This is a genomic window from Archangium primigenium (genome assembly GCF_016904885.1).
GTDB lineage: Bacteria > Myxococcota > Myxococcia > Myxococcales > Myxococcaceae > Cystobacter > Cystobacter primigenius.
Genome location: NZ_JADWYI010000001.1, coordinates 5,262,476 through 5,275,933, shown reverse-complemented (window position 1 = coordinate 5,275,933; position 13,458 = coordinate 5,262,476). Strand labels below are relative to the sequence as shown.

The 13,458-nt window shown below is 68.3% G+C and carries 14 protein-coding genes; all 14 read right to left on the bottom strand.

The features are described 5' to 3' along the window. Position 1: 1 nt before the first annotated feature. The 14 genes from I3V78_RS21670 to I3V78_RS21605 all read right to left on the bottom strand — a co-directional run bounded on the left by I3V78_RS21670 (position 2) and on the right by I3V78_RS21605 (position 13,457). A complete protein-coding gene (locus tag I3V78_RS21670; RefSeq protein WP_204490360.1) occupies positions 2-313 on the bottom strand; it encodes a hypothetical protein in 312 nt (103 codons plus the stop codon). After that, a complete protein-coding gene (locus tag I3V78_RS21665) occupies positions 310-948 on the bottom strand; it encodes a DotU family type IV/VI secretion system protein (protein WP_204490359.1) in 639 nt (212 codons plus the stop codon). Before I3V78_RS21665 ends, I3V78_RS21670 begins: the two co-directional genes overlap by 4 nt. Further along, positions 945-2,594 (bottom strand): type VI secretion system baseplate subunit TssF, encoded by a 1,650-nt coding sequence (locus I3V78_RS21660; RefSeq protein WP_204490358.1) that lies wholly within the window; start codon positions 2,592-2,594, stop codon positions 945-947. Before I3V78_RS21660 ends, I3V78_RS21665 begins: the two co-directional genes overlap by 4 nt. Positions 2,595-2,601: 7 nt before the next feature. After that, the gene (locus I3V78_RS21655; protein ID WP_204490357.1) at positions 2,602-3,204 is read right to left on the bottom strand and encodes a hypothetical protein; all 603 of its coding nucleotides are present in this window, start codon (positions 3,202-3,204) and stop codon (positions 2,602-2,604) included. A gap of 45 nt (positions 3,205-3,249) precedes the next feature. Further along, positions 3,250-4,899, bottom strand: a complete 1,650-nt coding sequence (locus I3V78_RS21650) for a hypothetical protein (RefSeq protein WP_204490356.1) — start codon at positions 4,897-4,899, stop codon at positions 3,250-3,252. Beyond that, positions 4,899-5,294, bottom strand: a complete 396-nt coding sequence (locus I3V78_RS21645) for a GPW/gp25 family protein (RefSeq protein WP_204490355.1) — start codon at positions 5,292-5,294, stop codon at positions 4,899-4,901. The genes I3V78_RS21650 and I3V78_RS21645 overlap by 1 nt, the downstream gene beginning before the upstream one ends. 1 nt (position 5,295) lies before the next feature. Continuing rightward, entirely contained in the window at positions 5,296-6,549 is a 1,254-nt protein-coding gene (gene tssK / locus I3V78_RS21640; RefSeq protein ID WP_204490354.1) for a type VI secretion system baseplate subunit TssK, read from the bottom strand. A gap of 31 nt (positions 6,550-6,580) precedes the next feature. Beyond that, positions 6,581-7,156, bottom strand: a complete 576-nt coding sequence (locus I3V78_RS21635; RefSeq protein ID WP_204490353.1) for a hypothetical protein — start codon at positions 7,154-7,156, stop codon at positions 6,581-6,583. A 47-nt stretch (positions 7,157-7,203) separates the two neighbouring features. Continuing rightward, on the bottom strand, positions 7,204-8,697 hold the full coding sequence (gene tssC, locus I3V78_RS21630; RefSeq protein WP_204490352.1) for a type VI secretion system contractile sheath large subunit: 1,494 nt from the start codon (positions 8,695-8,697) through the stop codon (positions 7,204-7,206). A gap of 42 nt (positions 8,698-8,739) precedes the next feature. Further along, the gene (gene tssB / locus I3V78_RS21625) at positions 8,740-9,321 is read right to left on the bottom strand and encodes a type VI secretion system contractile sheath small subunit (protein WP_204490351.1); all 582 of its coding nucleotides are present in this window, start codon (positions 9,319-9,321) and stop codon (positions 8,740-8,742) included. A gap of 132 nt (positions 9,322-9,453) precedes the next feature. Next, the gene (locus I3V78_RS21620; protein ID WP_204490350.1) at positions 9,454-10,353 is read right to left on the bottom strand and encodes a hypothetical protein; all 900 of its coding nucleotides are present in this window, start codon (positions 10,351-10,353) and stop codon (positions 9,454-9,456) included. Positions 10,354-10,359: 6 nt separating this feature from the next. Further along, on the bottom strand, positions 10,360-11,358 hold the full coding sequence (locus I3V78_RS21615) for a type VI secretion system protein IglI family protein (protein ID WP_204490349.1): 999 nt from the start codon (positions 11,356-11,358) through the stop codon (positions 10,360-10,362). Next, positions 11,351-11,737 carry a DUF4280 domain-containing protein gene (locus tag I3V78_RS21610; RefSeq protein WP_204490348.1) on the bottom strand — a complete coding sequence of 129 codons (387 nt, stop codon included), beginning with the start codon at positions 11,735-11,737 and terminating at the stop codon, positions 11,351-11,353. Before I3V78_RS21610 ends, I3V78_RS21615 begins: the two co-directional genes overlap by 8 nt. 40 nt (positions 11,738-11,777) lie before the next feature. Further along, entirely contained in the window at positions 11,778-13,457 is a 1,680-nt protein-coding gene (locus tag I3V78_RS21605; protein WP_204490347.1) for an acyl-CoA synthetase family protein, read from the bottom strand. Position 13,458: the final 1 nt, after the last annotated feature.

Below are 13,458 nucleotides of genomic sequence, written 5' to 3'. Positions count from 1 at the left end.
TTCAGCCCTCCCCCCGGCTCGTGCCCGCGGCGGGGCGGCCCGAACGCGCGGCCAGCTGGAGCGCCTCCAGCACTTCTTCCAGACCCTCCAGCGACTCGAGCAGCTTCGCGTGGCGCGCCTCGTGCTCGGCGGGAGCCAGCCGGGTGCCACCCGCCTCCGGCTCGATCGCGCCCACGCCCGCGCGCACCTCGTCCAGCAAGGGCACCACGCCCGCGCTCAAGCGCCCGAGCTCGGTGTGGATGAGCTGCTCCAGGCGGGCCAGCTGGGCCCGGGCCCCGGGGGCCTCCCGTGTCGTCTGCACTTTGTCCTTCATCGCGACAACCACCACAGGATGACGGGGAGCGTCACCACCAACAGCGAGGACGCCGCGTAGTAGCGCCAGGGAAAGGCATGGACGAGCGGGGCCTGGGCCTCGACGGGCGGCGGCGCCGGCATGGCCTCGGGCTTGGGGATGCGCGCCGCCAGCCGCGTCTTGTACTCGCGCAGCCGGGCGGTGTTGCCCTCGTAGCGGCCCTCGAAGCCCGCGGTGAGGCAGAAGTGCAGCATCTCGAAGACGAGCGCCGAGGCGGTGCGCTGCTGCAGCTTCTCGTCGGCCAGCTCGTAGAAGCGATCGCCGCCCGCGTCGGTGCCGAACAGCTTGAACTGGAGCATGGGCCACTCCATCTGCTCCTCGTCCGCGAGCCGGCGCCGCACCTTCTCGTCGATGAGGTAGACGAAGGGCCGCAGCGCCTCCTCCAGCTCCTGCTCCCCGTAGGCCGCCCCCAGCGCCGCGCGCAGGGCGTCCACGTCGAAGAGCAGCTGCTGCTGCAACAGCGCCAGGCCCTGCGCGCCCACCCGGACCTGGATGCGCTCCTGCGCCGAGGCGGGCTCGGGCGGCAGCGATTGATCCAACAGGGCGCGCACCTGCCGGTAGGTCCGGAGGATGTTCTGCCAATGCTCGAGTTTCATGAGGAGACCGCCAGGGGAAAGGCACCCGCCCCGGCCACGGAGGCGCGCAGCACCACCGTGGCCTCGCCATTCCAGGCACTCAACAGGCGCTGCACCTGCTCCAGGAAACACGCCACCAGGGGCTCGGCGCTGGCGTCGAAGGGCTCCAGGAGGATCTCGTAGACGTGCAGCAGGCCCGCGCCGCGCAGCGCCCCATCCGGCGCCACCGTGGCCTTGAGCTCGCGCAGCCAGGGCAGGACGCGGCGGAAGGGCTCCTCGACGGGCGTGCCCAGGTAGTTGAGCAGCGCGGCCAGCTCATCGCGCTCGAGCGTGGACTTGACCTTCCAGGCCAGCAGCCGCGTGAGGCCCGCCACGTCATGGCGCAGGCCACTGTCCCGGTGCGGCTGGAGCCGACCCACGAGCTGCCACCCCAACCCCTCCACGTGTCGGCCCGGCGTGGACACCGTCACCCGGCCCACGGCGTTGGAGACGAACTGGGGCTGGTACCACAGGGCATCCACCAACAATTTGCTGGGCTCGGAGAAGGCTTCGGGCATGCGCACGAGCAGACTGTGACGCGGGCGCATTTCCTCGTCGAGACCCTCATCCACTTCGTAGCTTGGCCCCTCGCCCGGTAGGAAGGCCGGACGCATGGGCATGCGCCCCGAGCGACCCAGCACGAACACCCCGGTAATGGAGTGCAGCTGGGAATCCCGGCCGGCGGACATCCCCCGGATGGCGTATTCCGAGCGGGTGCCATCCGCGCTGATGGGTTGGGCAGGCTCGGCCTTGAGGTTCTCCACGGGCACCACGAAGGGGTGGAGGAAGTCCGGATGCGCCGAGCGGCCGACCGACCAGGCGCGGTCCAGGTCCAGGCACAGGCTGAAGCGGCTCCACTCCTTGCGCGCCGAGGGCACCGTCACGTGCAGGAAGAGGCCCTGCTCGGGCATCTGGAAGAAGGAGCGCACCGCTTGCACGGGGTGCTCGTAGCGGGCCGAGTCCTCCTGCTCCGGGGGGCTGCCGCCGAAGGCGAACTCACACGGCAGGCCCTGCGTGCCGTCATTGGCCGGGGCGTCGTACACCACGCTCGCCTGTTTGAGGTGCTGGCGCAGCGCGTGGAAGACGGCGAGCGAGGGTCGGTACTCGTCCAGGTGGCGCACGTGCAGGCTGAACACGCCCACGGGATCCCGCCGGGGAAAGGCGGACGCGTAGCGGAGGATGAGCCGCCAGCGGCCATCGGCCAGGCGGACGACCTCGGCGCCCTGCTGCGCGATGGGCAGCACGCGCAGCGCGCGCCGGGTGCGGAACGTGCCCGGCGCCCCATGCGAGGGCGTCAGCCGCAGCTCGGTGCCCCGCGCCAGCTCCAGCGTCTCCGTCATCTTCTCCGCGGGCAGGGCCTGCACGAGGCCCACCGCGGGCAGGGGCTTGAGCAGGAAGTCGAAGAAGGAGGAGAAGAGCCGCAGCCAGGTGGAGCGCAGGTTGTGCTGCGTGGCCAGGCGGGTCTGCACCGAGAAGAACGCCATGGACTCGATGAGGCGCCGCACATGCGGATCCTCCCGGTCCAGGGGCACGGTGGGATGGGATTCCAGGAAGCGCTGCCGGAAGCGCTCGAGCGCGTCCAGCTCGTTCAAGTAGTCCAGGTAGATGCGTTCGGATGCGTCGCTCACCGCCCACTCACCCCAGTTTCACGAGCGAACCACCCACGGTGGTCATCGAGCCCTTGAGTTCCGCGAGGCCCGAGGACTCGAGCCCGAGTTTGCCCTGCGCGGCCACCTTGGTCATGGGCGCGGACAGCTCCGCCTGGGCCGTGCCCGCCATCTTCAGGTTGACGCCCTCCAGCTTGTTGTCGCCCGCGGAGGCCGTGAGGCTCGTCTGCATGGCCTTCATGTCCAGCTTGGACGCGGCCTCCACGGCCACGTTGGCGTTGGAGGTGAGCTTGGCGTCCTGGGTCGCGCTCTGGGTGAGCTTGGCCTTGGAGGTGAAGGCCATGTCCTTGGTGCTCTCCAAGGACAGCGTGTCCTGGCTCGTCCAGCTCGACTCCTTCTGCGACTTGAGGGTGAGCGTCCCGGTGGCGTCCACGGTGAAGTCCTTGCAGGTGATGGTGACGCTGTCTTGCTTCTGGACGTAGGTGCTCGTCTCCGAGGAGCCCTTCACCGTGATGGTGATGCTCGTGCCGTCCATCACCACCGTCTGGGTGATCTGATCATCGGCGTTCTCCACCTTTACGGTGACGCCTTTCTCCTTGTCCAGTTCGACGGTGCAGACGAGCTTGCCCATGGTTCCTCGCCTCGTGGGTGGGGAGCCCGCGGCTCCGCTGTCCTGTTACGACGGCTCTTCCTTCACCTGGATGAGCAGCGTGCCTTCGTTGAGCTGGATCTTCTGGGTGTCCTTGTCGTGGGTGCGCTGCATGAGGAACACGGGCTTGTCGTCCGCGTAGAAGTGCTTGAGCGCGGTGCCATTCTCCGGGGTCTTGCCCACCAAGAGCTGCACGCCCTGCCCATCCTGGGGCATGCGCGCGCCCGCGCGCCAGTCCAGGAAGCGCTTGATCCACGCTTTCTGGAACCCCAGCCCCACCAACACCCGCTCACCCTTGTAGGCGGGGAAGTAGAAGTGGCCCGGCAGCAGGTTGGGGTTGAAGGGCGTGGGGATGATCTGGTTGGCGAAGAGGGGAATCTTGACCTTGTACCCGTCCAGCGACGTGGCCGAGTCCGTGTACGCCTGCCACGTCTCGTCCTTGGTGTCGCCCTGCTCGCTGACGATGAAGCCCTCCACGTAGCGGGGGTAGCGCGGGGGCTGCCAGGCGGGCAGCTCCACGTGGGCATTCTCCTTGGCTTCCAGCCGGGTCGACATGCCGAAGGTGAACAGGGCGGCGTCATCGCCGTACACCTCCTCGCTCCCCTGCTCCTCCGTCACCTCGCCCCACAGGTGCAGGCCGCGCACGCGCAGCACGGCGTCCTGGGCCACGCCCGCGGCGCCCCAGGCCGCGCTCGCCGGCAGCTTGACGAGCGCGCCGGGCGTGAAGGCCTTCTCCGGAAAGGAGCGCCACACCAGCTCCAGCTCCGGCTCGCGCGCCTTGAGCCGCGCCGTCTCCAGGTTCACCTGGGCCTGCATCTCGTCCGCGATGGGCGTGCACAGCAGCACGTCCTGACGGATGCCGGTCACGGCGTTCTTCTGGCTCACCACCTGGGTCTGGGGACTCTCGGCCGTGGCGTTGAGCACCGTCACGTCGTGGCGGATGATCTCGGGCAGCAACACCTCCAGCCCGGCCAGGTTGTCCGCGTGCAGCGCCATCGGCGTGCCCGAGGCCTCCTTGGCGCCCGCGAACTTGTAGCCGTGGGCGGCGTAGTCGTAGGTGAACACGCCCGTGTGCTCGTGCACGTACCAGAGCACCCAGTCATAGAAGCTGATGCCACTGCCGGGCTCCAGCCCCACGAAGAGCATGGGGTGCGTGGCGCCGAGGCCCGCGTCCCAATCGTAGGCGAGCGCGATCTTCTCGCCCTTGTGCTCCTCGAGGATGTCCCGGACGGTCTTCGACGTGTAGAGCGCGCAGGGGTGGTGCTGGCGCCACAGCAGCCGCGCCGCGTCCTGGAAGCGCAGCCCATAGCGCCGATGGAGCACCACCTCCGAGGCGTCCGTGGCGACACTCTCCTCCACGAGCGTCTTGTCGGTGGCGAGCCCCTTGAGCTCCAGTGCGGTGTGGGTGGGCTTGGCCGAGGTCTCCGGGAGCACGGCGGACAGCGAGAGCGACACCTCGACCAGGTCGGGCTTGAGGAAGTCCGGCAACAGGACGTCCTTGTCCTGGCCCCCCTTGGCCTGGTTGTCCGTCAACACGAACTCGACCTCGCCCTCGAACCCCCAGCTGGACAGCTCCAGGGTGAAGCGCTTGAGGTGGCCCGCGTCGATGTCATGGGTCTTGCCGCCCATGCGCAGGGTCAGGCTGACCGCCAGTCGATCCTGGAAGACGCGCTCCATCAACGCTCCTCGTCCTCTTCGTCCACCCGGACCTGTCCACTCACGGTGTGAAACAGAAGACGCAGGGTACACGGAGCGCCGTGGAGCATGCCAGTCAGGACGAAGTGCAACCACAACCCGGAGTCCCGGCCGCGCAGCTCCAGCTCCGGCTCCTGCAGGCGCGGCTCCTGGTGGCGCACCACATGCAGCAGCTCGTCCGTCAGGGTCTGCATCAACTCCCGGGTGCCGAAGCGCTCGGTGTAGCGACCCAGCCCGAAGCCCTCGACGAAGTAGCCGTACCCCTCCTTGGTGTTGAGCACGGACTCCAGGTTCTGCCGCACGCGCACCAGCTCCCCCTCGGCGTCCGAGCCATGGGCGGGCGGGATGAATTTGTCGAGGAACGAGGGACGCGCCATCTCAAGCCCTGCGCCAGAAGAGGAAGACCTGCATGCCCTGGAGCGCGGGGGTGACGTAGAAGGCCATGCCGTTGTCGCGCTGGGCGAACTGCCACTCCTCGCCCATCGCCAGCTTGTACCAGGAGATTTCCGGACCGAAGGCGTGCGGGAAGGACGTGTGCGGCACGTGCTGGAACGCGATGCCCCGGAGGGCCAGTCGGCGCACCGTGGGCAGCCGCGCGGGGCTCGCCACCTTCACGCCCTCCATGGACGGGGGCTTGTTGGGATCCGCGCCCCGCACCAGCAGGTACAGCTCGCTCGAGGCGCCCTCCTCCAGCTCGGGCAGGGGCGAGAGCACGAACTGCCCGTCGCGCTGCTCGAAGGGCTTGTAGGTGAGCCGCGTGTCCTCGGGCCGGAAGACGCGGTTGAGCAGATCCATCCAGCCCCACAACCCCTGGCCCAGGTCCTCGTGCAGATAGGCCGGGAGCGTCTCGCCGGGCTCCTGCTCCAGATAGCAGCACGTCTCGAAGTAGAGGCGGCGCAGCAGATCGAAGAACGCGTGGGGATGCGGACAGATGCCGCCCCGCATGTCGGAGCGAAGCGACTGCAGGCGGCGCACCTCCAGCAAGGTCCGCCGGGCACTGGCGAGCCGCTCGCCGCGCTGGTAGCTGTCGAGCAGCAGCGTGCGCAACTGGCCGTGCACCTTCTCGAGCAGCGAGTCCAGCTCGCCGAGCAACTCCTCCAGGAAGGGATTGGGCCCCACGAGCAACAGGGGCGGCACCCGGCGGGGCGAGGCGTGCCAGGCGCCCTGGACGTCCTTGAAGAAGGTCGCCAGCTCCAGCGTGGAGAGCGCGCGCTCCGCGGACTGCTCGCTCGAGAGCATCAACCGGCGCAGCACGCGCTGCACGGTGGGCGGCTCATCGGCGTAGAGCGGCACGCCCTCGGCGCCGCGGGTGTCCTCCAGCAGGTGCAGGAAGACGGTGACTTCCGCGCGCCCGGTGGCCTCCAGCGAGAAGGACGGCAGCGCGGCGTTACCGGGCACATCCACCAGGAAGCCTCCCGGCAGGACGGCGGTCATGGTGGCGATGGACAGGCTGCCCTCGGCGAGCATCGCCTCGCTCCAGGCGAGCGAGGCGATGCCCGTTTGAGGCAGTCCGGACAACTCGGCATGCAGCCGCGCCTCCGACGAAAGGGCTTCATCCTGGGCGCGAAAGTGCTCGGGAAGGAGCGTCTGGCCAACCTGCCAGCGGACCCGCGCGAGCTTGAAGCGCTGCATGTCGTGGAATCCTGACGTGAGCGGTGAGCGACTAGCTCCCCGCGGTGATGCCCCACTTCTTGGCGACGTTCTTCTGGAAGCCGGTCGCCATCTCGATCGTCTGCTCCTTCGTCTGGGGCTTGATGCCCATCTGAAGGGTGAAGTTCTTGGGCGACTGCACCTCGGTGGACTCGTCGTCCGCCACCGTCAGGTTCAGGCTGTCGCCGTTCTTCTCGAGGATGCCCTCGAGCTTCTCGCCCTTGTTGGACAGGAAGTACTTCTTCTCGATGGGATCGTACTCGTAGACGACGTAGCTGAACGTGACCGACATGTCGGTCATGTCACCGAGCAGCGCCGCGCTCAGCTGCATCTTGTTCTCGGTGGAGACCTGCGCGGACAGGTACATGGCATCCGTGGTGCCGAGCTCCCACAGGTAGTGGCCGAGCACGCCCACCACGCCGCCGGACAGCGCCGCGCTGGGGTTGGCGGGATCCAGCACCGTCTCCTGATCGGCCTTGAGCGCCACGCCGCCCACGGTCATCTCGGTGACGAAACCGACCGCCGCCTGCTTGTCCTTCCGGAAGTTGAAGCCCTGGGAAACATTCAAGGAACGCGCGAATTGAGGCATTGTACCTTCCTGCTGTTGATGGGTGGGGGACTACGACGAGCGCCCAGCTATCCCAGGCGGGACTCCAACATCAGCTCCACATTCAGGCCCTCGAACTGGATGTGCGGCAGCACGGCCACCTTGCAGTCATACCAGCCGAGTTCTCCCGCCCGCGATTCTACCTGGACGCTGATGGCTTTGAAGGGGAATCGACGCAGAGTGAAATCGTCGGGGTTGGTCACCGTGGTGACGTAGCCCGCGAGCCACGACTCGATCTGCCGCTGCACGTACGTCGCATCCGCCGTGCTGCCGATGTTGTCGCGCATGATGCTCTTCACGTAGTGCGCGAGGCGGGTGATCGAGAACGTGTAGGCCAGGTTGGTGACGAGCTGCGCGTTCTCCGAGTCCTTGGGGTCCTTGAACTTCTGGGCCTGCTTGATGGACTGGGTGCTGAAGAACGTCGCCTCGCCGGTGCCCTTGCGGTACACGAGCGGGATGAAGCCGTTGCGGGCGAACTCGAACTCCCGGTAGTCGGGAATGGCGATCTCCACCGGCATCTGGATCATCTTCTGGCCCCGCAGGGTGAAGCTGTCCACCGGCAGATCCTGCACGAGGCCGCCGCTCTTGGGCCCGCGGATGGACTGGCACCAGCCGGACAGCTCGAAGGCGTTGGCCAGGTTGCGGCCCATCAGGTAGGCGGCGCTGCCCCACAGGTACTTCTTCGAGTCGCCCTCGGCGTCCTCCTTGAAGTTGAGCACCTCGCAGGGGTTGCTGTCGGGGTTCCACGGCAGGCGCACCACGTAGCGCGGCAGGGTCAGGCCAATGTAGGCGGCCTCTTCCTTGTTCCGCAGGGCGTGCCACTTGCTGTAGCGCGGGTGGCTGAGCACGCCATCCAGGTTCTTGAGCGACTCGAGCTGCTCGACGGTCTCGCAGTCGAAGAACTTGGGGCTCGCCGAGGCGATGAACGGGCAGTGCGCCGCGTTGGCGACCAGCGCCATGCGCTCCAGCCACGTCAGGTCCGCGCGCGTGGCGGCGAAGTCATACAGACCCAGCATCACGCCATAGGGCCGACCGCCGAACTGGTCGTACTCCTTGATGTAGACCTTGTCGAACAGGGCGCTGGAGAACAGGCTGCTCGAGTTCTTCTCGAAGTCCTCGGCCAGCTCCTCCTTGGCCACGTCCAGGATGTCGAGCGTGATGTCGGCCTGGAAGTTCGTGTGGTTGACGAGATCCTCGAGCCCGCGCCAGGCGGCCTCCATCTGCTGGAACTTCTCCGCGTGGAGGATCTCGTTGATCTGCGACTCGATCAGCTCGTCGATGCGCGCGATGCTCTTGAGCACCTCGCCCTTGTCGAAGCGGACCTGGCCCACGTCGTCCTGCACGGGCTCGACGTTGTAGAGCAGCGCCGCGAGCGCCGACATGAAGCGCTCGTCACCGGGCGTCTGCGTGTCGTTGGCCGACAGGGGCACCAGGCCCGTGCCGATCATCGGCTCGGAGCTCGTGGGAATCTCGAGCCCGCGGAACTTGAACAGCTCACTGAGGTAGTTTTTCTCGACGGCCATGGGAAGAGGAGTCCTCGGCGTGATGAAGGGGGCGGAAGGGAATCAGGCCTTGGCGGCCGCGGTGTTGTCGGCGGGAAGCGCGGGCTGTCCGGAGGACTGCGCGCGCGCCGTCTTGGGCAGCCGCATGGACACGTAGCTCTTGAGTTCGTCGCTCTCGAGCATCTTCTGCAGCTGCTCCTTGTTGGAGAACAGCTCGTAGATGGTGCGCCGCAATTCCTTGCGGTTGTCGATGTCCGCCTGCATCTCCATCAGCAGCTTGCGCAGCAGCATCAGCGCCTGGAGCTTGGGCACGTGATTGACAATCTCATCCGGGTTGAACGACTTGATCCCGGTGATGGGCAGCTGGATGTTCATCTTCCCCTGCCCATCCGCGCTGACCTTGTCGGTCACCTCGAGCGACAGGCTCATGCCCATGTCCCGCATCAGATCGTTGATGTTGGAGCCGGTGACCGAGCGCGTCTGACGCTCGTCCAGATCCGCCTGCCGATCCGTGGAGCTGCCTTGGGAGAAGTCCCCAAGCACAACCATCCGGAAGGGAAGCTTGACGTCCTCCTTCTGGCCGTTGATGGTGGTGCGGTACTTCAACGTGATACGAGACTTGGGCAACTTATCCTGGATGGACACGGCTTCTCCTTACAACACGAAGCGTTGTGCCGTTCCCGCGGTTCCCGACTCTCCCCCTCCACCGCGAGGACACAGCCCGCTGTGTTCTAGGGCGTTACTTTAGGGAGAAGCGATTCCGGGGGTCAAGGGTGGTCACCCACTTGGCGCCCGCGTGTACCCGTCTGGCGCGTTCGCGAGGCCCTGGAGCCCCGTGGTGTCACCCGAGAAGATGACGACCTGTTGGGTCTGCGCGGGGGAGTCCTGGAGCGCGTAGTACCCGAGGTACCCGTCCGGGGCCAGGCGCAGGACGCTCTCCTGGTCCCTCAGGACGAGCACCACCGTGAGCATCAGCACCGTCTCGGACAGCAGTGGGAGCACCTGCGCGTCGAACCGACGCCGCGCCTCCTCGGCCCAGAGCACGCCATTGCTCGCCCGGGGCTCGTCGCAGTGGATGCGCACCTCCACCCCTCCTGTGGGAATGGCCGCGAAGCCCCCCATGGAGTCCCCTTCCCCGAGCGTGCTGGCGCCCATGCGCAGCTCCCGCGCCGGCACGCGCTGCTGGCGCACCTCGCGCCGCACCGCCAGCTCCGTCTCCGGGAAGACCTTGTGGAAGAGCCAGTGCAGGGTGCTGGGACACGTCGGACGCAACAGCCGCAGGCGATCCCGCGACGCCCGTCTCCAGCCCGGCAACAGCGACTCCTCCCGCTCCGGATACAGCCCGGCGAAGCAGTCGCGCAGCAGCAGGTGATCGAAGTAGCCGATGAAGCGCTCGAGCCGATCATGATCGAGCTGATCCATCGTCTGCATCAGGAAGGAGGGCAGCGGAGACTGCGCACTGAGCAGCCCCATGTTCACCGTGATGATGACCTTGAGGTCCGGCGCGTCGATGAACTCGATGTCGTGTACCAGGTGGGACTGGTGCACGGCCGTGCGCTGCCCCCGGTACTCGATCTCCGCGCCCGCGTAGCGGGTCGTCTTGAGCAACGTGAGCAGCGCGGGGATGTCGAAGGAGCGGATGCGCTCGCGGATGCGCTGCTCGAGCGGGCCGTCCATCCGGTGCTACTCCCCTTCTTCCGGGCCCACGAAGGCCTCCAGGTCCACGCGGTAGAGCTGGTCCAGGGCGCGGAAGGTCAGCGAGTCGGTCCCCTGCTGCATGAGGGACTCCACCTCCTCGGCATGGCTGCTCAGCCCCACGAAGAACTTGGAGAACAGCGTGGGCAGGTAGACGCGCGGATCGAAGTGCTCCATCACCTGGAGCAGATCCGCCGCCACCACGCTGGCGCGCCGGTAGTCCTGACGCTCCAGGAGCGTGTCGAACGCGGCCAGCCGACGCATCAACTGCGCCAGGGCGGGCGAGACCGGAATCGTGGGCCCCGAGGGCTCGGGCGCCGCGCGGACGGGCTCGGCCACGACGGCGGCCACGGGGGCCACCTCGACCCGTGCCTCCTCGACCCGCGGCTCGGGCGCGGGCGGCGGCGCCGGCAGCGGCAGGGATTGCAGGTGGCCCTCCATCCACTGGGTGAGCCGCCGGAAGGGCGCCTCGCACCCGTTGCGGGGCATCACCCGGGCGAACGAGGAGAAGATCTCCTCGCTGAGCGCGAGCGCCTGCTCCAGCGGCTCGCGGTTGGCCGGCGCGCTCCAGCGCTTCCAGGTGTCGTTCTTGAGCCGCTCGTGATGCTCGATGTGCTTGTTGAGCACCTTGAGCAACCAGCGCAGGCTGCCATCGGCGAACACGTCCTTGCGCTCGCGCGGCCCGAAGGACGGCCAGTTGTAGAGCAGCGTGCTGGAGAGCGAGTGGAAGAGGATGGGCAGGGACGCCATGCCTCCGTCCAGGAAGAGGCCCAGCAGGTAGGGCCCCACCAGCCGCACGTCGTACACCCCGCCGCGCAGCAGCGCCTCCGCCTCCCGCGCCGCCTCGGCGTAGGCGCTCTTGGCGACCAGCCCGGTGATCCGCTCCAGCCGCTCGTCCGAGCCATCGAGCTCCGGCGGCTCGCCCTGCAGCGGCTTGTCCAGCAGGTGCGCCTTGAGCGGAGGCAGCGCCAGCGCGGGCTCAGCCATTCTGCACCGCCACCTGGCCCGGGGAGACGACCTGGATCATCCCGCCATAGGAGCACATCAGCGTGCAGGTGCTGTCCACCGCCGGCATGTTGCCGATGAGGACCTTGGGGCACCCGGGCGCCCAGGGGGCGGCCGTGGCCGGCACACACGGCATCGGCGTCAGCACGCCCAGCGCCGCCGCAGTCGCCGCGGCCACCATGGGGTTGGCCATCGATTGGCACATGCCAAACGGCAGGATGTTCACCATGGGCTTGTTGTCCATGATGTTGGCCGCCGGCGTCGTGGCCAGGATCTTGTTCGCGGGCAGGACCACCAAAGAGGAAGGCGCCAGCCCGAAGCTGCACTGCAGCATCGCACCCATCACGACTTGCACACCCATGGCCTACCCCCAGCGAGGAACTTCACGGGACGCGCCATTCTCACACAGCCGTCCCATCCTTTTCCAGGAGCTGCCCCCTGAGCGCGGTGAGCGCCTGGAACAGTCGGTCGGTGCTCTTGCGGTGGAGCGCACCCGTCAGGTACTGCGACTGGCACCACGCCACGTCCAGCGCGCCGTCCACCTTCTTGGGATAGAGCGGGATGAAGTCCGTGCGGTCCGGCAGATGCTCCGCGCCCAGCAACAGCTCGATCCGGCGGCGGATCTCCTGCAACCACGGGCCTGACTGCGAGCGCTGGGCTCCGGTGAAGACCAGCAACACCTGCCGGTAGTGCCCCGTGATGCCGCCCGTGGGCGCGGGCACCACGAGCGCGCCCCGGACGAAGGGCAGCTCCCCCACCACCTCGGCCACCTCGTCCGCCGGGTAGACGCGGCCCTCGCGTCGGGCCGAGCGCGGACCGCCATAGTGGTACACGCCGAAGGCCCGCGTGAGCACCAGGTAGCCGGGCGGGCGCTGCTCCGCCGGCACGAGCGTGAAGATGCCCAGGTCACCCGGGGCCTCCTGCCCGCTCATGTTCACGTCGCCCAGGATCCAGGCGCGGCCCGGCGCCGGGGGCGCCTCGGTGTGCACGTCTCGCACCCGGCGCGGCGAGTTGAGCACCGTGCCCCCCGCGGCCGGGTCCACGAGCACGTTCGAGGAGGGCACTGCGGCCAGTCCGCATTGCTTCACCCACGCCATCCAGCCCTGCCAGTCGATGGGCTCCTCGGGGTTGCGGAACCAGTGGGCCACGCCCTTGAGCGGCGTGCGCGTGCGCATCAGCAGATCCCTCAGCGCGGGGGTGACACCCAGCGCGCGCAGGGGGTGCTCGGTGAGCAGCTTGGGGTTGGCCTCCACGTCCGCCAGGTCCAGGTGCACGTAGGTGGCGCCCCGCAGCAGGGTCGCGAACAGGAACGCGGGCAGGTGTTGCAGCGGGTGATAGCCCGGCGCCGCCAGGTGCTCCCCCGGGCCCAGGCCGAACGTCAGCAGCCCGTCCACCAGCGCGCCCCGCCATGCGTCCTCCGCGAGCAGGGGCACGGGCGTGCCCGTCGGCTCCACCAGGGGCGAGAACAGCAGCCCCACCGGCTCGTCCGGCTTGTAGGTGTGCGAGGTGAACGCCGGCGCCGCCTGGCCCCGGCTCTGGAGCACCTGCTTCTCGAAGCCCTCCACGAGCAGCACCTGGTGCGGCTCGGTGGCGATGAAGTCGGGCTGGAGCAGGGCCAGCCGCCGCGCGATGAAGCGCCGTCCCTGGGGCGGCAGGTAGCTGATGCACGCACCCAGCCCCAGCGCCGCCGTGAGCGACACGAGCAGCTCCCCACCCACGGTGTACAGCAGGCAGACCTTCGCGCCCGCCTTGACCCCCTGCCGCGCCCACTCCGTGGCCCGGCGCGCCGCCTGCTCCTGCAAGGCCCGGTAGCCCAGGGTCTGCCAGCCCGCGCGCCGATCGTAGCTCCTGAGCGCGAGGCGCTCGCTCCCCCCATGCCGCACGACGATGTCATGGAAGAAGTCGTACTGCTGCCCCACCCGGCTCTTGAGCGGAGCGCCGCGGCCCACATGCGCGGCGGCCAGGGCGTTGGCGAACCCCTCCGCGTCGCTCCAGCTCGCCTGCTGCCACTCGGGCACGCCCGTCTCCGCGGGGGTGCCCGTCTCGAGCTGATCGAGGATCTTCCGGACGTCGAAGGGCATG